Source organism: Bergeyella anatis (assembly GCF_036016955.1).
In the GTDB taxonomy this organism is placed as follows: Bacteria; Bacteroidota; Bacteroidia; order Flavobacteriales; family Weeksellaceae; genus JAYWXI01.
Map to the genome: position 1 here is coordinate 114,670 of NZ_JAYWXI010000004.1, position 26,379 is coordinate 141,048.

Sequence of the window (26,379 nt, forward strand, 5' to 3'; positions counted from 1 at the left end):
TTAAAATATATTTGCGTACTTTCGCACCATGATTAGAAAATTTCTGACCGCCTTAGGAGAGTACTTCCTTCTTATGGGAAAAGCCATCCGACATCCGCAAAAGAGAGCCGTCTTTTGGAAACTCCTTATGCGTGAAATTAACGACCTTGGCGTTAATTCTTTCGGGCTGGTGATTTTTACCTCCATCTTCGTGGGAGCCGTTGTGGCCATCCAAATGTATAACAACTTCAATGCGTCGTCCTTTCCGATTCCCAATAACTTCGTGGGATACGCCACCAAAGCCGTATTGATTTTAGAATTTTCTCCAACAATTATCAGCCTCATCCTTGCCGGCAAAGTAGGATCGTACATCGCTTCCAGCATCGGTTCGATGAGGGTCTCCGAACAAATTGACGCATTAGACATCATGGGGGTTAATTCGCCTAATTTTTTAATCCTTCCCAAAATATTAGCTTGCGTCGTGTTTAACCCTCTGCTTATTGCTTTAAGTATCGTCGTAGGCATCGGAGGAGGCTATTTGGCCGGCGAACTAACCGGAAACTGGACCTCCGCCGAATACATCACGGGAATCCAAATGTATATGCCTAATTTGTTCTACTACTACGCGTTTGTCAAAACCCTGGTCTTCGCCTTTATCATTGCGACCGTTCCTTCTTATTTTGGCTATAACGTGAACGGCGGCTCTTTGGAAGTCGGACGCGCCAGCACCCAGGCCGTCGTGTGGACCATGGTATTTATCATCATCTCGGAACTTATTCTTACCCAACTCATCCTCAGCTAATGATTGAAGTTAAAAACCTTACCAAACGTTTTGACCAACAAGAAGTCCTCAAAGGCCTCAGCACAACCTTTGAAACAGGAAAAGTCAATTTGATCATCGGGCAGAGTGGCTCGGGGAAAACCGTATTTTTGAAATCCCTACTCAATGTACACGAACCCACCAGCGGAAGCATTCTGTTCGACGGAAGAGATATTACCAAAATGAACCGCGAAGAAAAGCAAAGCCTGCGCTCCGAAATCGGAACCGTATTTCAGGGCAGTGCCCTTTTCGACTCTCTAACAGTGGAAGAAAACATCACCTTCCCGCTGGATATGTTCACCAACCTGACTTTTCGGGAAAAAAAACGAAGAGCCTTTGAAGTGATGGGAAGAGTGCATCTGGAAAACGCTCAAAACAAATTCCCCGCAGAAATTTCCGGAGGAATGCAAAAACGGGTGGCCATTGCCCGAGCCATCGTCAATAACCCCAAATACCTTTTCTGCGACGAACCCAATTCCGGGCTGGACCCCTACACTTCCAACGTGATCGACGACCTGATCTTGGAAATTACGAAAGAATACAACACCACCACCATCATCAATACCCACGACATGAATTCGGTAATGACCATCGGTGAAAAAATCGTATATCTGAGAAAAGGATTACTGGAATGGGAAGGAAATAAAAACAACGTAATCACGGCAGACAATAATCACCTTGTGGATTTTATTTATTCGTCAGAACTCTTCAAAGAGCTAAGAGAATATTTCCTAAAAACGAAAAAAACATCAATCGACAATATTGCTTCAACGCCCGATGAAACACTATAAATTTCTTGGCTTTATCGCTTTAGGCATCGCCATTTCGACAACCGCCCAAGTTTCCGTAGCCGTCAAAGCCAATGCCTTGCTGCCTTCGGCAGATGGCAAATGGAAAAACCTCTCCGAAACTTTGGGAACCGCCTATACCGAAAAAGGGAAAAACAATATCGGCTACAACATCGGCCTCTCGGCAAAAATTAAAATTTCCCCTTCCTTCTTTCTCATGCCGGAAGCTTATTACACCACATCCAACAGCAAATTCACGGAACCGTTAACCAACACCACGTTGGAAGCCCTAAGCAACCGAGTGGATGTACCAATACTGGTTGGCACCCCTCTAATCGGAAATTATTTGGAGATTGTTGCCGGTCCCGTAGCAAGCTACAAACTAAGTAAGGAGAACAAATACAACGATTTTAAAGAAAAAGCAAAAAGCCAATTTACCGTAGGGTATCAATTTGGCGCCCAAATCCAAGTGGATAAAGTCCTCTTCAATGCTCGTTACGAAGGGGCCTTCCAGCAAGACCAACGCGAATACATTAATACGGCCATAGCCAAACAATCCGATTACGTCATAAGGTACGATAACCGCCAAAGCCTTATCTGGATAGGTATCGGTTACCAACTTTAAACCAACAAAAAAACACCCTAAAAAGGGTGTTTTTTTTATTCCAAAGGAGGGTCGGAAGGAGGATGAAGCTGCTGACGAGCCAAATCGGCCGCTTGCTTTTCCAACGCCACTTTTTCCTTTTGAAGCTGCTTATACACTCTTCTCTTTTCCGCCTCTTTTATTGCCGCCCCCTTGCTGACATACCCCACAATACCACCAATAATCAACCCAATCCCGATGCCTGCCGTAATCCCCATCAAACTCACCGGTTCAAACAGATGGATAAAACGAAAATCCGGCATCATGTAATAAAGAAGAAAGGCTAAAGCCAGCAATATAGAGCCTATCAAAGTAAGATTTTTCATAACAGTCAAAAATTTAATAAAAAAACCTTCCCAAATTTAATAAAAAAAATTCGGAAAGGTCGGTCTGAGATTTTTAGATTAAAAACGCCGGATTAGAGCTTCCCCCCTGCCGCTTTATAGTAGTCTAAAGCCTTTGGCAAATGCTTCTCTATATCGGCTCTTCGAGATTCTGGGCTAGGATGGGTTGATAGAAACTCCGGCGGACGGCTTCCCGTACTGCTGCTCTCCATACGGTGCCAAAACGGTTGTGCCCCTCGGGGATCATACCCGGCCATCGCCATAATATAAAGCCCCATTTGATCGGCCTCCAATTCCTGATTCCGTCCATAAGCCAACAAAACCCCCTGAGCTCCTAGCGGATAAAGTTGAGAAAAAACCGTCGCCCACGTACGGTTGGAAATCGCTCCGCCAAGAATCGCCCCACCGTATTGAGCCATCATAGCTTGGGAAATTCTTTCGTTACCATGTCCCGCCAAGGCATGCGAGATTTCGTGCCCCAAAACCACAGCCAATCCGTTTTCATTTTGGGTAATTGGTAAAATCCCCGTGTACACGGCAACTTTCCCTCCCGGCATACACCAAGCGTTCGCCACATTTTCCTCCAGCAAATTAAATTCCCATTGGAAAGAAGCCAAATCATTCCCCCGCCCAATGCTCTGATAATAATTAGAAGCCGCATTCTGAAGGCGAAGCCCCACGTTCTTAACTTGGTTGGCCGCCGTCGTTCCCTTGATAACCTTGGCTTTGGATAAGGCTTCCTGATATTGCTGAACCGCCGAAGAAGCAATCTGCGCATCGCTAACCAGCTGAACCGAACGTCTACCGGTAATCGGATTAGTCGCGCAAGCCATCATGGTAACCGAAACCACACCGAGGCTTAGAAGGTTTTTAATTGTCATAGTAAATGTTAGTTTAATTGTGTCAAAGATACCAAAAACAATTTCCATTCCAACCCCATTAATTTCATTTATAAAATTTGCCCCCACAAATACAAAATCCCTACCTTCCTGCTCTAAACCTTTTACGAATCTGTCTACAAAAAAATAATAAAATTTTTAATCTTAAATTTGAGGGTTCAACCCCTCAATTTTTAATGCAATGAAAACCCTTTTGTCCTCGTTTTTATTTTGGTGTTCGTTCGTCTTTATGCTCTCCTGCAGCAGCCAAAGCTATCTGGATCCCCAAACCGTTGAGTCGCTCGTTGAAAAACAACAATTTACCTTCATGGCCAGACGAGCCCTTCCCACCAACTACGAAGCCGTAAATGCCCTCAACCATTTGCCCGGCGCTACCCCCAATCGGCTGTTGGATTTGGATTACGGCTACTCCATCGTGCTAAAAGAAAACACCCTTGAGGTTACCTTACCCTACTACGGACGACGTTTCTTCCCCGCTTCCGATCCCAACCAAAACAGTTTTCGCTTTCGCTCGGAAAAATTCACGGTGGAACGCTCAATCGGTAAAAAAGGAAAAAAAATACTCCTCATCCGCCCTCAGGACCGCCAATACGTCCAAAGAATCATCATCGAAATCCACCCCAACGGCTCGGCTTTCACCTCCATAGAGGCCTCGGACCGCCAACCCATCTCTTACGACGGCTATCTCATGGCCAATGAAGAAAACAAAAACCGCTCATCCGAATAGTTTATCGACAAAACGCTTGGCTTCCGTACTGGGATTCGCCTCCAAGCCGGAAACTTTCCGCCTCAAATTTTCCCACACCCCGCCAAATTCACTCTGAGAACGAGTGCGTTGCAAAAGATATTCCCTCACCCAATAATCAAACCTTTTCTCCGCCTGCTGCCGACGCACTTGGTCAAAACGGCCTCCAGCCACCTTGAAACGGACAAAATCCTCAATCTTACCATACACCTCTTCGAGCCCCAAGCCATAAAGCGCCGACCCCATCAAAACCGGAACCTTCCAGCCTTCCTCCTTCGAAGGGAGAAACTGAAGCGCTCGCGTCAATTCCTGCCTGATCTGAAGAGCCTTCTGCCGATGCTCTTCCTCAACTTTATTGATGAAAATCACATCCACCATCTCCATAATTCCCCGCTTAATACCTTGCAGTTCATCCCCTCCTCCCATAATTTTCAAAAACAGAAAAACATCCGAAATATCCGCCACCAAAACCTCACTCTGCCCCACCCCCACCGTTTCAATCAAGATATAATCGTACCCCGCCGCTTCGCAAACCAACATCGTCTCAAACGTCGTATTGGCAACCCCTCCCAAAAATCCCGAACTCGGCGAAGGACGTATAAAGGCATTTTCATCTTTCGCTAAAGCCTCCATCCGTGTTTTATCTCCCAAAATAGAACCCTTGCTAAGCGATGAACTGGGATCAATCGCCAAAACCGCCACCCGTTTTCCCTTAGCAATCACCAGTTTTCCGAAATGCTCAATAAACGTCGACTTCCCCGCCCCAGGAACACCCGTCACCCCTATCCGAACGGAATTCCCCGTATAAGGCATTAAGGCCTCCAACAACTCTTCCGCCTGCAAACGATGCTCCCGTTTCTTGCTTTCCACCAAAGTAATCGCCTTCCCAAGCAACCGTTTATTGCCCGAAAGAACCCCTTCAACCAACTGAGAAGTAGAAATTTTCATCCCTCCAAAAATACGAATTATAGTAAACTTATCCCCAGACCCGGCCGCTCGGAAAGCCGTATCTCCCCATCCAAAACCGCCGAACCCCGCGCATAATCGTTCGCAATAAGATTAGCCCCATCCAAATCGGCAAAATCACAAAGCGGAGCCAACGCTGCCCCCGCCGAAATCCCCACCGAAGATTCCGTCATACAACCCACCATCACTTTATACCCTTTGCTTTTAGCCGCCGAAATCAATGCCAGAGCAGGCGTTAACCCGCCGCATTTCATCAACTTAACGTTCACCGCCGCATAGTGCCCTTCCAACACGCCCAGCGAACCTTCGTCCTGAACTTCCTCATCCGCCATCCAACAAACCCTCCCGTCTCTCTTTAAAACCGAATACCCTCCCTCCGGCATAGGCTGTTCAATATAAGAAAACCCCTCAGCTCGAGTTTCCGATTGCAAATAAACGCAATCCTCCGCCGTAAAACTCGTATTAGCATCCAAAGCAATCGCCTTCCCTTCCCCAAGAAACCTAAAAACATCGTCCAAACGAGCCCCATCGCATTTGACTTTTAAGGCCGGCCAACGGGACGCCCTGATTTTCCTCAACTGCTCTTCCACAGGAGCCACGCTCACCGTATAAGAAGAATACGGCAGTTCTGTAATCGTAAATCCATTAAGCTGCGAAAAACTTCGACCCTCCAACTTCCCGTACAAATCCCAATAAGCACAATCCAAAGCCGAACGTAAAAACGGATGAAGCCCCAAAGCTACCAACCCTTGGTAAAACATTTCCGGAGAAGAAATCGACCACCGCTCCAAATGATTTTTTATTCTTTGAAGCTCTAAAATAAACCCCTTTAAATCAATACCATAATAACTAATCCCCACACACTCCCCAAAGCCCGTCTCCCCATACGCCGAAAGACGAACCAGCAACGCTTCCCGATAATCGTACCGCCCATGGGCAATAGCAAACGTTTCCTTCAAATCCAGCCGTATCTTAGTCCAATCCAAATGCATCCTGTTTTAACTATGGGTTTATTGGTTAAAAATAATCATTTTAAATCGGATACCGCAGTCCGATCCGAATTTTCGCTCTGCCGCTCCAAATAAACCGTTAAAGCCTCTTCCAATAGAAAATTAACTTTATTTAATTCTCGTTTTCGGACCAGACTGGAAATATCAGGAAAGGATAAAACGGCAAACTCCAAAAACGACCTCGCTTGATGAGGAACAATCCCCCTTTGCTGGAAATAAGACACCCCGTTTTGTTCTAAAATCCAATTAACCGTACGCTGAAGATCCTCATACGCATAAAGATTCTTCATCCTCCGAGCATCTCCATTAACCAGCTTATAAATCGCATTCAAATCAATTTTGAAAGTCAAAAGCGGTGCTATCACCCCGTTTGTTAAGGTAGGAATGGTTTCTCTCGGAGTCTCCTTAGGCCCCGGAAGACCAATCGTTTTTTTCAATTGCGTTAGGCGTTGATCGGATTTCATTTTCCCCACATCTTCCCTCAATCTTCCGGTTAACGGAAATAAGCGGACCTCTTCTATCTCTACGGGCTTTAGGAGAAGTTTAATCGATAAACCGCCCTCAAAATCCTCTTCCTTAACCGTCATCGAAAACCGATCAAAAGAAGCTTTCACAAAACGTATTTCGTCTTTTGCATTAGCCTGAATGGAAAAATGACCTTCTTCTCCCGTTATAACGCTACGATTGGTGGCCGTATTAACCACAAGAACCCCTTGAATTCCGACTCCTTCCTCCAATACCACTCTCCCCGAAAGATTTCGTTGTGAATAAATCGGAGCCCAAGCCCAAATAAAAAACAAACCAAAAAGCAAACGATAATTCACAAGAGAGATATTAAAAATAAGGCAAAGCTAATTCTTTTCTCTTGTTAAAAGGCGTTAACACCTTTTTAAAAAAACATAAAAAAAAGCAGGGCCTATTTCGGTCCTGCTTTCTCGTTGCAAATAAAAAATTTATTTTTTTCTATTTTGTTGTTGCCGCTTCAGTTGCTCCTGCTGCAAGCGCTGTTGCTCCTGTGCGCGTTCCATCATCTCTCTCATCCGTTTTTGGAAGCGGCCTTCTTTCTTCGGCTGAGCTTTATTAGCCTGAATCTGAGCATGAATTTTCTCCTCATCCAAAATCCAATATTTAATCACCAAAATGATGACGATATTAATGGCGTTAGAAACAAAATAATACCAAGACAATCCGGACGCCGAAGTATTAAGGAAAAACAAGAAGGTAATCGGGAAGATATACATCAAGACCTTCATATTAGGCATACCCGGCTGGGTAGGCTGCTGGATATTTCCTGCAGTAAGCATGGTATAGACAAGAATAGCCGCCGTACAAGCCAGAGCAAAAATACTCAAATGGTCTTGAAGAAAAGGAATGGAAAACGGTAATTTAATCAAATCGTCGTAAGCCGTAAGGTCTTTGGCAAACCAAAAACTCTCCCCTCTCAAATCAATAAAGTTAGGAAAGAAACGGAACAACGCATAGAAAATAGGAATCTGAAGCAATGCCGGTAAACATCCTGCCATTTGATTAACCCCAGCCTTTCGATACACGTTCATCATCTCCTGCTGACGCTTCATCGGATCGGCGTCTTTAAACTTTTCGTTGACTTCGTCGATTTCAGGACGGATTACCCTCATCATTGCACTGAGCTTGTGCTGCTTGAACATAATTGGTGAAAGAATAAGCTTCACAATGATGGTCATAAAGAAAATCACCCATCCGGCCGAAATTCCCCAGGAAGCAATCAGTCGGTACATCGGCATGAAAAACACCCGGTTCATCCCCCCAATGAAAGACCATCCCAAAGGAAGAATCTCGTCGAAATTTTTATCATAAGACTTCAAAAGTGGTAAATCCAAGGGTAAAAAATACCATGTGAAATCCTGATTAAGTTCGTTGCCTGCAAGCTGAACCTGACCATTAAAATCAAATTTCTTCAAATACTCTCCTTCTTCAATCATATCTTGATGGCCATGAGACTGGGCAAAACCATTTTTCGCTTCGATAAGAGAAGCAAAAAATTGTTGTTTAACCCCGATCCAGTTTAGGGTTTCGTCTCTTTCGTCCATGGACGTCCGACCATCATAATCGTAGGATTTATAGTTGTTAAAGGCATAACTAAACTCGGAATGACTTTGCTCCTGAGAACGGCCTTTTTCCAATTTTCTGACTTGGTAATCCCAAACAAACTCGGCTTTACCGTCGTTAACAATATTGGACAACCCATTGGTTTTCACATGAAAATCCAAGGTGTAATTCGGTTTTAGCGTGTAAACATACTGAATAATGGCTCCGTTAACATTGGCCGCCATCGTAACGGTATTTCCACTAACCGATGGAGCAAAAACCAAATCTCTCGTATTGAATTTCTTCCCGGTTTTATCCGTAAATTGAAACCCATAGTTAGAGTTATTTTTATTGATAAGATACAACGGCAAATCGGCCGCATCGGACTGCTGGTTGTAGGCCTTGTACTTTGCAAGCTCTACTTTGGAAAGTTGTCCTCCGAGGCTGGCAAACTCAAGCTTCAATTCGTTGCTCTGCAAGTGAACCGATTGGATGGCTGCCGCATTCACCGAAGGGTTTAGATTGGCAGCCTCGGCTGTTTTTGCCGCACCAACTTGTTCGGTTTTAGGATTTTGCGCTTGGGCAGCCGCTTCCTCTTGCACTTTCTTGCTTTGGAAATAATACATTGCCCCCATCATCAGCAAGGTAAACAGCATAAAGCTGATGAGTTGTTTTTTGTCGAGCCCGTTGTTCTGTTGCATCGTTTTCGTTTAAAATAAATAGAGTGTCGAAATATAAACCAAAGTCTTTACGACTTTCAAAATTTAGCGGCACAAAAATACTGAATTTTTATTAATTGAAAACCGCAACAAAATACCCGCCGAAAGGCGGGCACGAGAAAAAGGATTAATCTTTTATTGCGGCTTGGATAAATGCCTTGAAAAGCGGGTGCGGTGTGGCAACCGTACTCTTATATTCGGGATGGTATTGCACCCCGATGTAAAACGGATGATCCTTTAACTCTAAAGTTTCCACCAATCGGGTATCCGGATTAAATCCTGAAGGAATCAGTTTTTGGCTTTCGAAAGCGTCTTGGTATTCGCTATTGAATTCGTAACGGTGACGGTGACGCTCCGAAATATTACGGCTTCCGTAAATCTCTGCCAGTTTCGATCCCGGTTTCAAAGCGCACTTCCAAGCCCCAAGCCTCATGGTACCACCTTTATCCACCACATTTTTTTGATCGGCCATCAAAGAAATAACAGGATCCGGCGTGGAAACGTCAAATTCCATGGAATTGGCTTTTTCCAGCCCGAGAACATTGCGGGCAAACTCAATGGTAATCACCTGCATCCCCAAACAAATTCCCAAAAGAGGAACCTTGTTTTCGCGAGCATACTTCGCCGCTACAATTTTCCCTTCAATCCCCCGATCGCCAAAGCCCGGCGCGATAAGCACACCGTCCACTCCCTCCAACGAAGCCGACACACTTTCATCCGTAAGATCCCCACTATACACCCAGCGGACTTTTACCTCGGTTTCCAAATCGGCACCGGCATGAATAAACGCCTCGGCAATAGACTTATACGAATCCTGAAGAGAAACGTATTTTCCGACCAACGCGATTTCGACTTTGCGCTTGGGATTTTTATATTTTTTCAAGAAATTTTTCCAGTCTTTTAAATCGGAATTCTTTTTTATCGGAAGATCCAAAGTCTTCAGAACCACCTCGTCGAATTTTTGCTTTTGCAAATCCAAAGGCACTTGGTAAATGGTCTCGGCATCCGTGCATTCGATGACATTGTCGCTGGGCACATTACAGAACAAAGCCAACTTCGCCCTAACATCTTTAGGAATCTTGTGTTCGGAACGGCAAACCAAAACATCCGCCTGCACGCCACTCTCCATCAGATGCCTTACAGAATGTTGAGACGGTTTGGTCTTCAGCTCGCCACTGGCGGCAAGATAAGGCAGTAAAGTGAGATGAATGACCATCGAATTGTTCTCCCCAAGTTCCCATTTCAACTGGCGAACGGATTCGATGTAGGGAAGCGATTCGATATCGCCCACCGTTCCTCCGATTTCCGTAATGATGATGTCGTAATTTTGGTTAGCCAAAATCTTGATTCTCCGCTTAATTTCGTTGGTAATATGCGGGATAACCTGAACCGTTTTCCCCAAGAAATCGCCCTTGCGCTCTTTCTCGATAACGGTCTGGTAAATTCTTCCGGTAGTTACGTTATTATTTTGGGAAGTCGGCGCATCCAAAAAACGCTCGTAGTGGCCTAAATCCAAATCGGTCTCCGCTCCGTCTTCGGTTACATAACACTCGCCGTGCTCATAAGGGTTAAGCGTTCCGGGATCGATATTGATGTAGGGATCCAGTTTTTGGATGGTAACGTTCAATCCGCGGGATTTCAGCAACAACCCAAGCGACGCCGCCACGATACCTTTTCCTAAAGAAGAGGTCACACCTCCCGTTACGAAGATGTATTTGGTATTCTTTTTACTCATTAGATTTAGGTTTCGGCAAAATTAAACGAAAAATCAATGCGAGGCAACGACCTTTTGCACCTCTTGGATATTCTCCGGAAGGATTTCAAAAAAAAGGTTAGTTTTGCAAGAGTTAATTTCTATATTTTTCAGATTTCCGACCGATGGCCAAAACAAAAACCGCCTATTTCTGCCAAAATTGCGGCAGCCAATACTCTCAGTGGCACGGGCAGTGCAAAAACTGCGGAGCATGGAATACACTTGCCGAAGAAATTCTGGAGAAAACCACCAAACCTTTTTCCGGGGACAAAAAGAAAAACCACCTAATCAACATCATCGAAGTTGAAACCAGCGAAGACCCTCGAATCATCACCCCCTCCGAAGAGCTCAACCGCGTCTTGGGTGGAGGTATTGTTTTGGGCTCGGTCACACTAATTGGCGGCGAACCGGGCATCGGAAAATCCACCCTTTTATTGCAGCTGGCACTCAAGATGAAACGAAAAATCCTTTATGTTTCCGGAGAAGAAAGTGCCTCCCAAATAAAGATGCGCGCCGACCGGCTGACCGAACGCCAAAACCCCGATTGCTACCTCTTTACAGAAACCTCTGTGGAAAAAATCGTACACGAAGCCCGAAAACTAATGCCGGACTTCATCATTATCGATTCCATCCAAACCCTGCAGAGCCAACTTATCGAAAGTTCCCCGGGAACGGTCTCACAAATAAGAGAATGCTCCAACGAAATCATCAAACTAGCCAAAGAAACCAATACTCCCGTGTTTTTGGTAGGACACATCACCAAAGACGGTCAAATTGCCGGTCCGAAGGTACTGGAACACATGGTCGATGTAGTCTTGAATTTTGACGGCGACCGAAATCATCTTTTCCGCCTTTTACGAGCCAACAAAAACCGGTTCGGTTCCACCTCGGAAATCGGCATCTACGAAATGGTAGCCCAAGGCCTAAAGGAAATAAAAAACCCTTCGCAAATCCTCATCACCAAGAAAGAGGAAGAGTTGTCCGGAAACGCCGTAGCCGTTACCTTAGAAGGCAACCGCCCGATGCTTTTGGAAATCCAAGCGCTTGTCTCTACCGCCGTTTACGGTACCCCGCAACGCAGTTGTACGGGTTTCGACGCCAAACGGCTTAATATGCTGCTCGCCGTACTTGAAAAAAGAGCCGGCTTCCAATTGGGAGCCAAAGACGTGTTTCTCAATATAACGGGAGGCATCAAAACCAACGATCCCGCTTTGGACTTAGCCGTAATAGCCAGCATCCTTTCCAGCAACGAAGACGTGGCGATTTCAGACCACCTTTGCTTTGCCGCAGAAATCGGCCTTAGTGGCGAAATCCGCCCCGTACCGCAAATTGAACAAAGAATATCCGAAGCCGAAAAATTAGGGTATGAAAAAATTTTCGTCTCCAGCCTGAACAAAATTCCCCGAAAAAAATACGGCATCCGTATTGAGGAAGTCGGCAAAATTGAGGATTTTCATGAAAGACTTTTCTAAATCCGCTTCGAAATGAACTATCTGGCGCACAGCTACCTCTCGTATTCGGAAGGACAGATTGCAGGTAATTTTTTGGAAGATTTCGTCCGAAACCGCGAACGACAGGCTTACCCCCAAGAAATCTTAAAAGGCATCCGGCTGCATCGCGAAATCGACCACTTTACGGATCATCACCCGATAATCAGCGAAGCAAAAACGGTCTTTCAGCCTTTCGTAAGACTCTATGCCGGAGCCTTTGTCGACATTGCAATGGATTATTTTCTGGCCAACGACCCCAAGAGAAAAACACAAAAACAATGGGAAATCCATTCGGCAAAAGTATACGAAGCCTTGGAAAAGCACCATCGGTGGCTCCCTGAAACCTTGGCTCTTTTACTCCCTAAAATCAAAGAAGACAACTGGCTCCTGAATTACCGCTACGATTGGGGCATCGAATATTCTTTTCGGCACATAGCCCGAAAGGCCAAATATTTGGATTCTTCCGAAGAGGCTTTTTCGGCTTTCCTTCACCATAAGCCATTCCTCCAAACATGCTACGAGGCTTTTTTTCCAGAATTGGAAGCCTTTTGCCACCGTCTAAACGAAAATGAGAAATAAAACCGCTTCTCGTTGGTTTCTCCACTTAGTACCCGCCAAACTATAACAAAAAAATAGTAAATTTGTTACCCTTAAATTAACATACTATGACAGACGTTCGTCTGAAATCCATACTGGATAACGATTTCTACAAAATCACCATGCAAAATGCCGTGGTCAAACTCTTTCCGACCGCACGCGTGAAATACGAATTCATCAACCGTGGCAAGCATTTTTTCCCCGAGGGATTTGCTGAAGAACTAAGAAAAGCCGTTGACGCCATGGCCGAACTTAAGTTATCCAAAGCCGAAAAAAAATACTTGAAAGAGACTTGTCCGTATCTCGATCTCCCCTATCTCGATTTTTTGGAGGGCTACCACTACGACCCCTCCGAAGTGAAAATTGTTCAGGAAAACGATAACCTGAAAGTGTGCGTGGAAGGTCTTTGGTACCGCACCATCCTTTGGGAAGTGCCGCTTTTAGCACTCATCTCCGAGCTTCACTACTGCATGAACAAAATGGAAAGAGATTCCAACTCAACCGTCGTGCAAAATACGGTGGAGAAATCTAAAAAACTAAACGAGTTAGGCGTTACCTTTGCCGAATTCGGAACCCGACGACGCCATTCCTATAAAGTTCACCAACTCGTGATGGAAGCCCTGATGGCCGAAAAAGGACAGTTTATCGGCACTTCCAACGTTCATTTTGCAATGAAATTCGGGGTTAAGCCCATCGGCACCCATGCCCACGAATGGTTCATGTTCCATGCCGCAGAATACGGTTTCAAAATGGCCAATCAACTCGCCCTGGAACATTGGGTAGACGTCTATCGAGGTGATTTGGGCGTTGCCCTCTCGGACACCTATACCACCGAAGTGTTTTTCCGACAATTCGATAAAAAATTCGCCAAACTTTTCGACGGCGTCCGCCACGATAGCGGAGACCCCATCGACTTCGCCAAGAAAACCATCGAACATTACGAACGCTTCGGCATCAACCCCAATTTCAAATACATTATTTTCTCGGACGGGCTTAATCTCGAAAAAGTGGAGGAAATCACCCACGCCACAAGAGGCACCATCGGTATATCTTTCGGAATAGGAACCAACCTGACCAACGACGTCGGCCTAAAACCCATGAACATCGTCATGAAACTCATCGGCGTTCAGGCTCCCAACGGCGAATGGATCCCGACCGTAAAACTCTCCGACGAAAGAGGAAAATACACCGGCGAACCCAAAATGATCGAACTGGCCAAAGAAGTTCTCCGGATAAAAGACTAAAAAAAGACCGCTTCTAATAGCGGTCTTTTTATCTTTAAATCAATCAGACGGTTAGGTTCAACTCCGTTTACGAGATCGAAATGTTTTCATCGCAGGAAGATTCATCAAAACAATAGCAAAGAGAATCAAACCGATCCCAAACCATTGTACGAGAGCTACTTTCTCATTCAACAACACGTAAGCCATCATCACCGAAACAGGCAACTCCACCGAACTGACAATACTTCCCAGCCCTAACCCCACTTTAGGAAATCCCGCATTAAACAAAACAGGAGGAAGTACCGTCCCAAAAAGCGAAAGCACCAAACCGTATTTGATAAAAATAGAAAAATCAAACGCCCGAACGTCAGAACGATTCTCGGAAAAGAATCCATGAACCGCTCTTAGCTTCTCCGAATAGTAAGGCCCCAACTGACCGAAAACCAAAAACAAAGCAATCACGCTGCCCCCGCCCAACAACATCCAAAACGTTTTTGCATAAGGAGAAGCGTACGTCGCAAGCCCATTGGCCGAAAACATCGTGACGCTAAAAGACACCGCCGCCATAAATCCCCAAAAAAGACCACGCCAATCCAAAGCCACCGTCTTCCCCATTACATTGGTTGCCAAAACCGTACCCAAAAGCACAATGAATACCGCTACAACCTTACGAAATTGAGGCCAAGTACGACTTAATACCGCTTCGACAAAAACACTAATCCAAACCGATTGCATCAGAAGGACAATCGCCACCGAAACATTAATATACTGAACCGCGATATAATAAAATAAACTCGTCCCTCCCATGGAAGTCCCCGCCAAAAACAATTTGCGTTTATCCGACTTGGCCACTTCAGGAAAACTTTTCCCCGAAAATTTAGGCCAAAGCCACTGAAGCAACCCCATTCCCAAAATCCCCAACACAAACTGAGAAGTTGTTACCTCCGCCGTCGTATACCCTTCACCGTAAGCCAACTTAACAAAAGTCGCCAACATTCCGTAAAAACTGGCTCCCAAAGCCACCAGAAAAACCCCTTTCAACATATTGTTTCCCATATCTCTTATTTATAAAAACAGCCTGCAAAGATACGGCGAAAATTGACTTGAGCGAAAACTTCCTTCCAATCTGCGACAAACCAATGGAATTCCCCCTTTTCTTTCGTATTTTTGACCCCATGGAAACGCTGTCTTTGCTTATCGGCCTACTCATCGGATTCGCCTTGGGGGCTTCCGTCTTTTATTTCTATCTAAAAGCCTCTTATGTCCCCCGAGCTCAATTCGAAAACCTTATCCAAGACCACATCCGCCTGCAAAGCGACCTGAAAAACGAAACACAAAAAAACTCCGAGATCGAACAATTATTCCGCTCGGAACAAGCCGAAACCCGAGAACAAAACCGAATCTTTATGGAGCTAAAAGAACAACTCAGCAGAAGCTCCGCCGAAAACGAACTAAAAGACCAACAGCTCCGGCAGCAAAATGAAAAGCTCATCCAATGGCAAAACGAAAAACAAGAACTCTCTAACCGCCAAGCCGAATTATCGCTTCACAATCAACACCTCCAAAGTCTTCTAACCACCCAAAAAGAAGAAATTAAAAGGCTTCAAACGGAAACCAAATTGCATTTTGAAAATCTGGCAAACAAAATTTTAGAAGAAAAAACCTCAAAATTTACCGAACAAAACCAACATAATCTAAAAAATTTGCTTCACCCCTTCCAAGAAAAAATACTCGAACTAAAAAACCGAGTGGAAGAAGCCTACGACAAAGAATCCAAAGAACGGTTTTCTTTGGGCGAAAGAGTAAAAGAATTAGCCAAACTAAACCAACAAATTTCCGAAGACGCCCAAAAATTAACACTCGCTCTGAAAGGCGACGCCAAAACCCAAGGGCAATGGGGCGAAATGATTTTGGAAAATATCTTGGAAAAATCGGGACTAAGCAAAGGGCGCGAATATTTTTTGGAATACCAACTCACGGATGAAAACAACCAAGCTCTGTTCTCCGAATTCTCTGGAAAGAAAATGCGGCCCGATGCCGTTATAAAATACCCCGACGATCGAAATGTCATTATTGACGCTAAAGTATCGCTCACGGCATTTTCGGAATTAATCAATCAAAACGATCCCGAACTATACCGGAGTAAACTAAACCAACACCTGAATTCCATCAAAACCCATATCGTCCAACTTTCCCAAAAAGCCTATGACGACTACGGTAAAGCCTTGGATTTCGTTATGATGTTCATTCCCAGCGAACCCGCCTATATCGCTGCCATGCAGGCCGATCCAGACCTTTGGAATTTTGCTTACCAAAAGCGGATACTCCTTCTTAACCCTGGGAATCTCATCACCTCACTAAAGCTCTTGGCTGATCTTTGGAAAAGAGAATACCAAAACCGAAACGCCATAGAAATTGCCGAAAGAGGAGCCAAACTCTACGATAAATTCGTCGGTTTTGTAGAAACCTTAGAAAAAACAGGCAAAGCCATAACCATGGCTAAGGAAAGTTATGACACCGCTCATAAACAACTCTGCAGTGGACGGGATAATTTGGTTTCCCAAACCCAGAAAATGAAACAACTCGGACTAAAGAATAAAAAAGAACTCCCGCAGGGACTGGTAAAAAACAGCCAAGAACCTGCCCAATAAAGCCTTACTATCATGCTCATCGAAAGTCTTCAAAACGAAAAAATAAAACATCTAACCAAATTATTGAACGACAACCGTTTTAGAAAAAAAGCGGAAGTCTTCTGCGTCGAAGGAAAACAAGAAAATCAACGGGCTTTAACCTTTGGTTTTCAACCGGTAGAATATTTCATCTGCGAAGATTTATTCCAAGACACCTCCCCAGACAAAGGGCGCATCCACAAAATAACCGCTAAAGTTTACAAAAAAATAGCTTACCGTGGAAGTTCGGAAGGCATCATCGGTGTTTACCAAACCCAAAACTTAACACTAAATCGGTTTTCACCGAAAAAAGACTCCACAATCATTGTTGTGGAAGGCGCCGAAAAACCGGGAAACATCGGAGCAATTCTGAGAAGCTGCGAGGCTTTCGGCATTGACGCCCTCGTAATAGCGGACGCTAAAGCAGACCTCTACAACCCCAACGTCATCCGTTCCAGCGTCGGATGCTTATTTGGAATGAACGTTTTTCAAGCGACCAATGAAGAACTTTACGACTTTCTGAAAAACCATCAGTACCAAATTTTCACAACCCTCATGGATGACACTACAGCAACGATCGACCAAAGGGATTATACTCAAAAATCCGCTATTTTGTTCGGCACCGAACACTCCGGATTAAGTTCGTTTTGGCGAGGCAAAGGGCAAAACACCCTAATTCCCATGCAGGGAACCATTGACTCCCTCAACTTAAGTAATGCCGTAGCCATCACTTGCTACGAAACCTTAAGACAAAAACGAAAATAAAAAACCGACTGCAATGCAGTCGGTTTTTTATTTTTTACTATTGTTTTGCTCTTTGGCGGCAATTATTTAGTAGTGGCAGCAGCAGAGTCAGCAACAGCAGCAGCTTCAGTAGCAACAGCAGCAGCAGAATCAGCAGCAACAGCAGCAGAATCGTTAACTACAGTAACAGAATCAGCAACAACAGTTTCAGTAGTTTCAGTTTTTTTACAAGCTACCAAAGAGATCGCAGCTACAGCTGCAACAAAAAGTGATTTTTTCATGATAATTATAAGTATTTAAAAAAATGTTTTCTAATGATCCGCTTAAATAAAAAAGTCGCTTAACAATTCTAAAAAGAATGGTGAAGCGACCCGTTTAATTTCAAACTAATTAGTGACCAGTAGCTTCTTTAACAGCGTCTTTTGCATCTTTTGCAGCTCCTTTAGCAGCATCAGCAGCTCCTTTAGCAGCGTCAGCAGCTCCCTCAGCAGCAGTTGTAGCAGCGTTAGCAGCAGCAGCAGTTGTAGCAGCAGCAGCGTTAGCAGCAGCATCAGCAACTACAGTAGCAGCAGAATCAGCAACAACAGCAGCAGAGTCAGCAAGAGCAGCAGCTGCAGAATCAGCAGCGTTTACGTCAGTAGATTTAGTCTCTTTACAAGCTACCAAAGAGATGGCTGCAACAGCAGCTACGAACAATGATTTTTTCATAGTAATAAAATGTTTAAATTTGTTTTTTAATTTTTTGTATCAACTCAACTCTGTTCAATCATTTGAACGGGACAAAGGTATAGCAGCAAAAAGATTTGCTCATGAAAATTAGTTGTAATATCTTTGTAAAAGTATTTTACAAAAAACAGTAACTGTAAATCAACACTTTGTGTTTTTTATATTATTTTGACTGATTTAGATTTATTGCACTTCGAACAGCTAAAATCCGAGATTCAGCAGCGCTATCTCGAGAGTCATACGCCTTCCGACGAAAACATTTCGAATTGGAAAGGCATTGATATTGTCTATTTCCAAGAGGATTTAAGAAAAATCGCTAAGGGCAATATTAGTGAAAAATCATTCTACACCTACTTTAAAACCTCGCCGGTAACCAAGCTGCCAAGAATAGACATCCTAAATCTACTCTCGGTTTACGCCGGCTATATCTCTTGGTACGACTTCAAAAAACATCACCTTTTCGCTAACGAAATTTTGGAGGAAGAAAACGAAACCAGCGAAGCTATCGGCAACGAAACCAATGAAGAACAACAAGAAACAAACAACGAATCCCTAAATCAAAAAGAGGAAAAAAAATTTAATTTACAAATAAGTAATACTGAAAATCAGGAAAATAATAAAAAAACACCCTTCGAAGAACCTCTACAAACCGACATCTCAAAATCGGTTCAAAAACGCCCCGAAAAAAACTACATCTGGATTGCAGCCACCGCATTATTAGCCGTAGCACTAGGACTTTTGGGATTCCGTGATCATCTTTTTGACACCACCTACACCTATTGCTTTACGGATGCCGACCGCAACTCCCCAATCCAAAGCACACTGGAAATCAAGATCATAAAAGAAAACGAATCGCCAATATTCTATCGGGTGGCTCCAGGCGAATGCTTTTACTATCCCACCAAGGATACTGTGGTTTCCATGCAAATCACTTCGCCATTCTACGAAAAACTTGAAATCAGCCGCCATCTGAAAAATGCTCCGAAAGAAGAAACCATCCAGCTGAAGCCCGACGACTATAATATGGCCGTCTACTATTTTTCAAAAAAAGACATTAGCAACGATCCCGACGAATCCTTAAAACAAATCCGGGAAAAACGCCGCGAATTGGAAAACAGAATCAGCGACGACGCCGTCATCTACCAAGTTTTCGACAACGACATCTACGGCATCGAAACCTTAGACAAACAGAAATACATCAATCTGGTCACCATGCCGACCACTTCCCTGAAAAACCTTTCCGTCATAGAAATGATACGGGAAAAAGGGAAAATAGTCTCCATCAAATTTAAAATCAAAGACAGCAATGAAGAGTAGCTTTTTAGTCGTCCTTAGTTTTTTAGCCTTACTTACGGGAACGCTTGGATGCAAAGATAAACCACAACCCAACCTCTCGCTGGAACAGGTGAAATACAACCGCAACCAAACCACCTACCCCACCACCAAGATGGACAGCGCACAGGCCATTAACAGCATCACCAAACAAAAGGTGAGAGAAGTGTTAGAACTCTCTATTCTCTACAACGCAGGCAACAAAGACACGGAAATCGACACGGCCTTATACAACCAAATTCTGGGGTACTTCTACAAGCCCGACTCCTCCACATTAAACAACATCCTCTCCGAATTGGATTCTCTGAAAGTAAAAAACGTGAAGTTAAATCACTTCGAACTAAAAGAACGCTACTACAAAAAAGACACGCTGAATTTCGCGCTATTCAACGTGGAGTATTTAGACCGCAACAATAACAGTTTGGGACAATACGAGAGAGAGGCTCAGTACGTGATGATTCCGGCCGAGATTAAATTCAAAAAAGAGTTTAAATTCTATTTCCTCAACTTCTACAATCGGCCTTTGAACGATAGTATCCTATCCGGAATCACCAAATAATCCAAAGGAATATCACTCGCCTCTACATCGGAAATTTTTTCTTGAGGAGCGAAAAATCCCACCCCGATTTTCATCACACCAGGAGCAAGCGCAGCAAAAAAACGATCGTAGAAGCCTTTTCCGTAGCCAATCCGGTTTCCTTCAGAATCGCAATAAAGCAGTGGGGTTATTACGCAATCGTACGTCGTCTCTCCCGAATCTTCATCGGTCAGCGGTTCTACAATCCCCCAAGAATTGCTTTCTAACGGCGTCTTTGGCGTCAACTCGACCGAAAGCAATTGATTTCCTTTCATTTTGGGCACAAACACCCGGCAACCGATTTCAAAAAAATAACGAATAAAAAAAGAAGTATCCACTTCATTCAAATGAGGAATACTGAGAAATACGTGCACCTTCGCCCCACTCCGAAAAGAAAATTCGGAAGCAAAACAAGTGAAAACCGCCTCCGAGAGTAGAGAAACGCTTTCTTTAGTCAAAGCTTTTCTTTCCGAAAGGTATTTTTTCCTAAGTTCCGCTTTTTTCATCTCCTAAATCTCTTTTACGGAGATAATTTTTACCGGGCAAGCTTTCGCCGCCTTCTCGCAAGGCTCAAAAGCTTCAGGCAGAGGCGTCTTCAAGGTAAAAAAACCCTTCTTGTCGTTGGACTTGAGTAATACCGATTTTCCGTCCTTTTTGGACATTCGGAAATAGTCTGGAGCAAACTCTGCGCAGTAATTGCAGCCTATGCATTTATCTCTTTGAAGTGTAATGATAACCATCTTAATCGTTGTAAAAAAATCAAGAAACAAGAGTATTGTTTCTTGATTTTAAGGTTAGAATATGATCTGTAAGTATTAAGCCGGAACGATTTTGTACAATTTATCGCTGGGACGAACCCTGAAATCCGTCTTAAACGTTATGACTTCCGATTTAACCGCCTTATCGCTCATTCCTTTGCCGTCCACCATCATTTCGACGATCTCCATTTCCTGCGATCCCGTTGTCGGCCCCTGAATCAAGACCCGATCGCCCACATTCAAATCGTACGCCTCGATTAAAAACTCCGCAATATCGGATTTCGGATAAAAATGCCTTCCTTTTCCGATATAAAGTTTCTTCTGTGTGGCATTCGATCCTGGATTCGGCGACCATTCTCCAAGCTCCTGCCCAAGATAATAACCGCTCCAAAAACCTCGGTTGTAAACCGTCTCCAACTGCTTCATCCATGCCTCTACTTTCTCTTGACTGAAGGTTCCTTCCGCTATCGCATCGATTGCCTCCCGATAGCATTTGGTCACCGTAGCCACATATTCTGGAGCTCTTCCGCGTCCTTCGATTTTCAACACTTTCACTCCCGCATCCACAATCTGATCCAAAAAGCCTATCGTGCAAAGGTCTTTAGGCGACATCATGTACTCGTTATCCAATTCGATTTCAAAACCGGATTCCTGATCGATTACCGTATATTTTTTCCGGCAATTCTGTTTGCACGCCCCTCGGTTCGCCGAAGAGTTGTGCGAATGCAAACTAAGATAGCACTTCCCGGAAACCGCCATGCAAAGGGCTCCATGACCAAAAATCTCGACCTCTACCAGATTTCCAGAAGGACCTTTTACTTGTTCCCTTTCAATCTGCTGGCAAATTTTCTTAATCTGACTAATAGAAAGCTCCCGACTCATCACCATCGTATCGGCAAAAAGAGCGTAAAACTTAACCGTCTCAATATTAGTGATGTTAATCTGAGTGGAGATATGAACCTCCATCCCTATTTGACGGGCGTAAGCTATCACCGCCTGATCCATGGCAATCACCGCCGTAAGATCCGCCGCCTTAGCTTTATCCAACAAGGTTTTGATGATGGATAAATCATGATCGTAAATAATCGTATTGAGTGTAAGGTAGGTTCGCACCCCTTTTTCTTTACATCGTCGGGCAATTTCCGGCAGGTCGTCAATCGTGAAGTTCATGGATGCCCTCGCCCTCATGTTCAGCTGCTCCACCCCGAAATAAACGGAATCCGCCCCATTATCCAATGCCGCCTGCAAAGAGGTAAAATCCCCCGCTGGAGACATTAATTCTATTTTTCCTGATGTTGTCATTCTTCTGCTTGAAAATTTTTGCAAAGATAACTTTTTTAAAAATAGAATGACCGACCAACCCTTTTGGCCATTTCGCTTCTAAATTCCAAACCAAGATAGCCTTCAGAAGAAGCATAAAATTATTAAAATCATTAAATTCCCGTTAAATTTTAGTTAAAAACCCGACAACCATACCACTTCCTTCAATCATTTAGCATTAAATTTGTTACAGAAAAAAAGACAATCTATAAAATAAACAATAAAATGAACAATACCTTAAAAAAACTAACGCCTTACGCTCTGGTCGGTGTACTATCCGGAGCCACTGTATTCGGAGGCATAAAATTATCCGAAAGCCATAACGCCAACAATCAGGATTATTCCTATTTCGGGCAAGCCAAAGACAACGTGGCTTTTGCCGGTATGAGCGCCGCCGGATCGGACGATTTCATCAAAGCCGCCAAAACAACCGTCCCTGCGGTAGTCACCATAAAAAATTACCAGACCCGAACCGCCGGAAGAAGCAGCGACCAAGACATCTTTGAATGGTTCTTCGGAAGCCCGAGAAACCAACAGCGCCAACAGCAACAGCAACGCCCCAACAATATGCCAACCGGCATGGGCTCCGGCGTAATCATCTCTCCTGACGGCTACATCATCTCCAACAACCACGTTGTGGCAGGAGCCAGCAAATTAGAAGTCGTCCTCAGCAACAAGAAAACCTATATTGCCACCTTAGTCGGAACCGACCCCGACACCGACATCTCCCTATTGAAAATCGAAGAAAAAGGCTTGCCTTATCTTAATTTCGCCAATTCGGATTTGGTAGAAGTTGGTCAGTGGGTGCTTGCCGTCGGAAATCCTTTGGGACTCAATTCAACCGCGACAGCCGGTATCATCTCCGCCAAAGGAAGAGGAATTGGCATTCTATCCGGGCAAGGGTCGGCCAGCAACCCCATCGAAAGCTTCCTGCAAACCGACGCCGCCATCAACCAAGGAAACTCCGGAGGCGCCTTGGTAAATACCAACGGCGACCTTATCGGTATTAACTCCGCCATTGCCTCGCCTACCGGCTACTACTCCGGCTACGGCTTTGCGGTACCTTCCAACCTGGCAAGAAAAATTGTGGAGGATATCAAAAAATTCGGACTGGTTCAACGCGGCTTTTTGGGTGTGAGTTCTTTGGATCTGTCCGACAGCCAGCTCGTAGCCGAATACAACCAGCGTTATAAAGCCAATGTTAAAGCCGGCTCGGGGATGTACATCATCGAAGTCAACCAAAACAGTGGCGCCGACGATGCCGGGATGAAAAAAGGCGATATCATTACCAAAATCGATGGAAAAGACATCGGAAACTTCTCCGACCTTTCTTTAGCCATAGGAAGCAAGCGCCCCGGGGATATCGTCACCGTTACATACTCCCGTAACGGAAAAGAAAACAACGTTAATGTTACCCTAAAAGACCAAAAAGGGAACGTTACCGCAAGAACCAAAGCCGACCTAACCGTTTCCGAAAAAATAGGCGGAGATTTCGAGCCTCTGAGCGAAAACTTCAAGGTTCGCTACGGCCTCAACAGCGGAGTATTGGCCAAAAACATCGTTAACGGAGGAGAGCTGTCCAAAATCGGAATCGTAGACAACTTCATCGTTATGGAAGTCAACGGAAAACCCGTAAATTCGCAAAAGGATATCGACAAAATCCTATCGGGTTATACCGGAAACGTCCAAATAAAATTCGTAGACGAATACGGAAGAATCTACACGCAAGGCTTCAAGATGCCCAATTAAAATCAATCCAAAAATTCATCAGCTACAAACCTCCGCTTTAAAGCGGAGGTTTTTGCTATAAAATAAAATCTCCATTCACACAGTCTATACCACTAATAGATTTATTCATTTTTTTCATACTAGTTTGGCTTCATTTTTGAGTAAGTTGTTAACTTATAAATAAAATAATAAAAAAACGTACCTTTGCACCTTCAAAAAAAATAAACCCTAATCAACTAAAAAAACAAATAATTACAATCGTTATGAGCCATAAATTTCACCTTAGCCCCCTAGTCTTTCTATGTTTACTCTGTAGCAGCATTGCCGGATTCGGACAAATCAGCACCCCTCTTCCCCCTTTGGAAGACTATGATGGAGACGGTGTCCTAAACATCTACGACCTGGATAGCGATAACGACGGTATTCCTGACGCCCTCGAAAAATACAACGGTTTTCTAAACACCGAGGGCATCAGCCGTTTAACCTCAGCCTCCAAAGGGCGCTACAAACAAGAACTTCTATTTTTCGACTGGACCGGTAAACAATTAAGTAAGACCTCCCCCTCCATTTCATCTACTGCCGTTTTTAACGGCGTAACTTATACCGCCACCATATACGATTACGAAGTGATTGATAACAAAGGAAATGCTAACTTCCCTATATTCAATCCTTCAAATATTAAAGTAGAAAACATCAATACTAACTATTTAGGTATATTCAATCTATACAATTATGATACAACCAAAACCACTTTAAAGCCTGGACTACACTACAATAAACCAAGTAGTGACTCATCAGGAAAAAAAGTATCGTTTAAAATAAAAGTAACCGCCTCGGACAACAATACCGCGTTCAAAATGGTCCCTATGGACATAGAGGCTACTACAGATAATGTCGAGTACTACAAATTCACTTCAGCAAACAGCAGTCCTTTTATATTTTTGGAAGATAATGTTGTAACCGACGTTGCCACCAGAGTCGAAGGTAACAATTTTACAAAAAACAACAACAATTTCTATGTTATTAATGGAGCCGGTACCGCTACGCTGACCTACGTAAATACAGAAAAAAAGGAAGCAGTAACCTCTGACAACTTAAAAGGTAACGCTTTATTCTATGCCAGAACATCTGAAATTAGCGTCGAAACCTTGATGGGCGGAGGACAAGGTTTTTCCATCGCCGTTATACCACCGTACAGCGATGCCGACCAGGACGGCATCCCCGACTATCTCGATACCGATTCGGACGGAGACGGCTGCCCCGATGCCGTAGAGGGTTCGGACAACGTCAACCTATCCCATTTAGCCCAAAACAACATGACAGCCCCATTCAAAGCCAATAAATGGGCCATAATCACAAACTTTAACGGCGTTATTTCTTCAAACGGGGATGACATCGTATCGAAGTCAAATACAGCCATGGGTATCCCCGAAATCGTTAATCCCGCGACAAACAATACCGTTTCCAATTCCAAAGGAATAGCCGATACCGATAACGCTGTAGGACAAGCTACCAACAATGGAGCCCCTTACAATGCCGGTATCAACAGCCGCTGCTTTTGCACCCTGCTCAATAGCACCGCCTCCAATACCCCGCAGCAGACCAAGGTAGGCATCACCTCCCTAGGCCGGGCCGGCAGTACCGATACAGACAACTGGCCAATGGCAAGAAATGGAGGTCATCTTGCTATCGAGTCAAACACCAAAGGCTTCACCATTACCCGAATGACCACCAATCAAATCACCAACATAGCCAATCCCGTTATCGGTATGCTGGTGTATGACGAGACCGTGCATTGCCTTAAAGCCTACGTGGAAACCTCTCCTTCCACAAAAGAATGGAAGTGCATGAATCAAACCGGATGCCCCAACGGGGTAGAATTCACCCAAAACCTATAAAAAAACATGAAAAAAATACATTTTCTTTTAACGTTAGGATTAGGAATCTTTATCAAAGCCCAAATCGTTATCGGAGCAGGCTCCCTCAATAGTGGATCCAATGCCGACTCCGTGCTATTGGAATTCGATAATACCCAAAAAAAAGGCATCATCCTCCCTTGGGTCACTTCGGTTAACGGAACGGTACTCGCGGATAACAACGCCTCTCCCAACGGCACATTCGTCTTGGACACCAGCGACAAAAAGGTAAAGGTAAAAATAAACAACACTTGGAGCGACCTAAGCAAATATGCCGCTGCAACCAACAATATCCCCGCCAATACTAGCAACGCACAAAACAAAGAAAACAGTTCGGCCCAAGTCGTCATCGGTGCCACCTCCAGCACCAACAACAGCATTCTGACCCTTGAAAGCAAAAGCAAAGCCATGGTTCTCCCCAAATTCCGGGATGTCCAAAAAAGCATTGCTTCTCCCGCACCGGGAATGATGGCTTTCGACGACACTCCAGGGAAAGAACAACTCTGCATCTACAATGGTACCGAGTGGAGTTTTTGGACTTGGAAATAGCACTTTTTTACAGCCAT

At 44.2% G+C, this 26,379-nt stretch carries 27 protein-coding genes; 14 read left to right on the forward strand and 13 right to left on the reverse strand.

All coding sequences use genetic code 11. From position 1 onward, the window contains the following. Nucleotides 1-28 precede the first annotated feature (28 nt). Genes VQ048_RS04330 through VQ048_RS04340 form a run of 3 tightly spaced genes read left to right on the forward strand, consistent with a single transcriptional unit; the run spans nt 29 to nt 2,212 of the window. The gene (locus VQ048_RS04330) at nt 29-781 is read left to right on the forward strand and encodes an MlaE family ABC transporter permease (RefSeq protein WP_327610458.1); all 753 of its coding nucleotides are present in this window, start codon (nt 29-31) and stop codon (nt 779-781) included. After that, entirely contained in the window at nt 781-1,590 is an 810-nt protein-coding gene (locus VQ048_RS04335) for an ABC transporter ATP-binding protein (RefSeq protein WP_327610459.1), read from the forward strand. Before VQ048_RS04330 ends, VQ048_RS04335 begins: the two co-directional genes overlap by 1 nt. Then, nucleotides 1,577-2,212 (forward strand): outer membrane beta-barrel protein, encoded by a 636-nt coding sequence (locus VQ048_RS04340; RefSeq protein ID WP_327610460.1) that lies wholly within the window; start codon nt 1,577-1,579, stop codon nt 2,210-2,212. Before VQ048_RS04335 ends, VQ048_RS04340 begins: the two co-directional genes overlap by 14 nt. Before the next feature lie 35 nt (nt 2,213-2,247). Here VQ048_RS04340 and VQ048_RS04345 read toward each other — a convergent pair whose 3' ends face one another. Together VQ048_RS04345 and VQ048_RS04350 are read right to left on the reverse strand one after the other, a co-directional pair. Next, nucleotides 2,248-2,556, reverse strand: coding sequence for a hypothetical protein (locus tag VQ048_RS04345; RefSeq protein ID WP_327610461.1), 309 nt, complete (start codon nt 2,554-2,556; stop codon nt 2,248-2,250). Nucleotides 2,557-2,648: 92 nt separating this feature from the next. Then, nucleotides 2,649-3,455 (reverse strand): M48 family metallopeptidase, encoded by an 807-nt coding sequence (locus VQ048_RS04350; RefSeq protein WP_327610462.1) that lies wholly within the window; start codon nt 3,453-3,455, stop codon nt 2,649-2,651. Between the two features lie 199 nt (nt 3,456-3,654). On the opposite strand from VQ048_RS04350, the gene VQ048_RS04355 reads away from it, so the two are divergent. Next, the gene (locus tag VQ048_RS04355; protein WP_327610463.1) at nt 3,655-4,200 is read left to right on the forward strand and encodes a DUF4251 domain-containing protein; all 546 of its coding nucleotides are present in this window, start codon (nt 3,655-3,657) and stop codon (nt 4,198-4,200) included. Here the strand turns inward: VQ048_RS04355 and meaB are convergent. The 5 genes from meaB to pyrG all read right to left on the reverse strand — a co-directional run bounded on the left by meaB (nt 4,189) and on the right by pyrG (nt 10,715). Beyond that, nucleotides 4,189-5,166, reverse strand: a complete 978-nt coding sequence (gene meaB, locus VQ048_RS04360) for a methylmalonyl Co-A mutase-associated GTPase MeaB (protein WP_327610464.1) — start codon at nt 5,164-5,166, stop codon at nt 4,189-4,191. The two genes, VQ048_RS04355 and meaB, sit on opposite strands and share 12 nt — an antisense overlap. A 17-nt stretch (nt 5,167-5,183) precedes the next feature. Beyond that, nucleotides 5,184-6,176, reverse strand: a complete 993-nt coding sequence (locus tag VQ048_RS04365) for an enolase C-terminal domain-like protein (protein ID WP_327610465.1) — start codon at nt 6,174-6,176, stop codon at nt 5,184-5,186. 35 nt (nt 6,177-6,211) lie between these two features. Continuing rightward, nucleotides 6,212-7,018, reverse strand: coding sequence for a carboxypeptidase-like regulatory domain-containing protein (locus VQ048_RS04370; RefSeq protein ID WP_327610466.1), 807 nt, complete (start codon nt 7,016-7,018; stop codon nt 6,212-6,214). 129 nt (nt 7,019-7,147) lie between these two features. Then, nucleotides 7,148-8,962 carry a membrane protein insertase YidC gene (gene yidC / locus VQ048_RS04375; protein ID WP_327610467.1) on the reverse strand — a complete coding sequence of 605 codons (1,815 nt, stop codon included), beginning with the start codon at nt 8,960-8,962 and terminating at the stop codon, nt 7,148-7,150. Nucleotides 8,963-9,107: 145 nt separating this feature from the next. Next, nucleotides 9,108-10,715, reverse strand: coding sequence for a CTP synthase (gene pyrG / locus VQ048_RS04380; protein ID WP_327610468.1), 1,608 nt, complete (start codon nt 10,713-10,715; stop codon nt 9,108-9,110). Nucleotides 10,716-10,858: 143 nt separating this feature from the next. Between pyrG and radA the strand changes: the two genes are divergently transcribed. From radA to pncB, 3 genes are all read left to right on the forward strand, one after another. Continuing rightward, nucleotides 10,859-12,205, forward strand: coding sequence for a DNA repair protein RadA (radA, locus tag VQ048_RS04385; protein WP_327610469.1), 1,347 nt, complete (start codon nt 10,859-10,861; stop codon nt 12,203-12,205). Nucleotides 12,206-12,217: 12 nt separating this feature from the next. Further along, entirely contained in the window at nt 12,218-12,802 is a 585-nt protein-coding gene (locus VQ048_RS04390; RefSeq protein WP_327610470.1) for an acyl carrier protein phosphodiesterase, read from the forward strand. 86 nt (nt 12,803-12,888) lie between these two features. Further along, nucleotides 12,889-14,064: a nicotinate phosphoribosyltransferase gene (gene pncB / locus VQ048_RS04395; RefSeq protein WP_327610471.1), complete on the forward strand. Its 1,176-nt coding sequence runs from the start codon at nt 12,889-12,891 to the stop codon at nt 14,062-14,064. Nucleotides 14,065-14,121: 57 nt separating this feature from the next. Here pncB and VQ048_RS04400 read toward each other — a convergent pair whose 3' ends face one another. Further along, complete coding sequence (locus VQ048_RS04400) at nt 14,122-15,099, reverse strand: EamA family transporter (protein ID WP_327610472.1); 978 nt, start codon at nt 15,097-15,099, stop codon at nt 14,122-14,124. Between the two features lie 83 nt (nt 15,100-15,182). On the opposite strand from VQ048_RS04400, the gene VQ048_RS04405 reads away from it, so the two are divergent. Further along, the gene (locus VQ048_RS04405) at nt 15,183-16,694 is read left to right on the forward strand and encodes a DNA recombination protein RmuC (RefSeq protein WP_442872811.1); all 1,512 of its coding nucleotides are present in this window, start codon (nt 15,183-15,185) and stop codon (nt 16,692-16,694) included. A 12-nt stretch (nt 16,695-16,706) separates the two neighbouring features. After that, the gene (locus tag VQ048_RS04410) at nt 16,707-17,477 is read left to right on the forward strand and encodes a TrmH family RNA methyltransferase (RefSeq protein ID WP_327610473.1); all 771 of its coding nucleotides are present in this window, start codon (nt 16,707-16,709) and stop codon (nt 17,475-17,477) included. 62 nt (nt 17,478-17,539) lie between these two features. On the opposite strand, the gene VQ048_RS04415 is transcribed toward VQ048_RS04410, so the two are convergent. Further along, complete coding sequence (locus tag VQ048_RS04415) at nt 17,540-17,737, reverse strand: hypothetical protein (protein WP_327610474.1); 198 nt, start codon at nt 17,735-17,737, stop codon at nt 17,540-17,542. Between the two features lie 109 nt (nt 17,738-17,846). Beyond that, nucleotides 17,847-18,164: a hypothetical protein gene (locus VQ048_RS04420; protein ID WP_327610475.1), complete on the reverse strand. Its 318-nt coding sequence runs from the start codon at nt 18,162-18,164 to the stop codon at nt 17,847-17,849. A gap of 186 nt (nt 18,165-18,350) precedes the next feature. On the opposite strand from VQ048_RS04420, the gene VQ048_RS04425 reads away from it, so the two are divergent. Further along, complete coding sequence (locus tag VQ048_RS04425; protein ID WP_327610476.1) at nt 18,351-19,499, forward strand: hypothetical protein; 1,149 nt, start codon at nt 18,351-18,353, stop codon at nt 19,497-19,499. Beyond that, the gene (locus tag VQ048_RS04430) at nt 19,489-20,073 is read left to right on the forward strand and encodes a hypothetical protein (RefSeq protein WP_327610477.1); all 585 of its coding nucleotides are present in this window, start codon (nt 19,489-19,491) and stop codon (nt 20,071-20,073) included. Before VQ048_RS04425 ends, VQ048_RS04430 begins: the two co-directional genes overlap by 11 nt. Here VQ048_RS04430 and VQ048_RS04435 read toward each other — a convergent pair. The 3 genes from VQ048_RS04435 to VQ048_RS04445 form a co-directional block, all read right to left on the reverse strand. Next, entirely contained in the window at nt 20,025-20,597 is a 573-nt protein-coding gene (locus tag VQ048_RS04435; RefSeq protein ID WP_327610478.1) for a 5-formyltetrahydrofolate cyclo-ligase, read from the reverse strand. The two genes, VQ048_RS04430 and VQ048_RS04435, sit on opposite strands and share 49 nt — an antisense overlap. Before the next feature lie 3 nt (nt 20,598-20,600). Further along, nucleotides 20,601-20,831 carry a ferredoxin gene (locus tag VQ048_RS04440; protein ID WP_327610479.1) on the reverse strand — a complete coding sequence of 77 codons (231 nt, stop codon included), beginning with the start codon at nt 20,829-20,831 and terminating at the stop codon, nt 20,601-20,603. Between the two features lie 75 nt (nt 20,832-20,906). After that, nucleotides 20,907-22,151: a peptidase U32 family protein gene (locus VQ048_RS04445; RefSeq protein WP_327610480.1), complete on the reverse strand. Its 1,245-nt coding sequence runs from the start codon at nt 22,149-22,151 to the stop codon at nt 20,907-20,909. Between the two features lie 243 nt (nt 22,152-22,394). Here VQ048_RS04445 and VQ048_RS04450 point away from each other — a divergent pair, with 243 nt between their 5' ends. From VQ048_RS04450 to VQ048_RS04460, 3 genes are all read left to right on the forward strand, one after another. Continuing rightward, entirely contained in the window at nt 22,395-23,918 is a 1,524-nt protein-coding gene (locus VQ048_RS04450) for a trypsin-like peptidase domain-containing protein (RefSeq protein WP_327610481.1), read from the forward strand. A gap of 242 nt (nt 23,919-24,160) precedes the next feature. Beyond that, complete coding sequence (locus VQ048_RS04455; protein WP_327610482.1) at nt 24,161-25,795, forward strand: phage tail-like protein; 1,635 nt, start codon at nt 24,161-24,163, stop codon at nt 25,793-25,795. A 6-nt stretch (nt 25,796-25,801) separates the two neighbouring features. Beyond that, on the forward strand, nt 25,802-26,362 hold the full coding sequence (locus VQ048_RS04460) for a phage tail-like protein (RefSeq protein ID WP_327610483.1): 561 nt from the start codon (nt 25,802-25,804) through the stop codon (nt 26,360-26,362). Nucleotides 26,363-26,379: the final 17 nt, after the last annotated feature.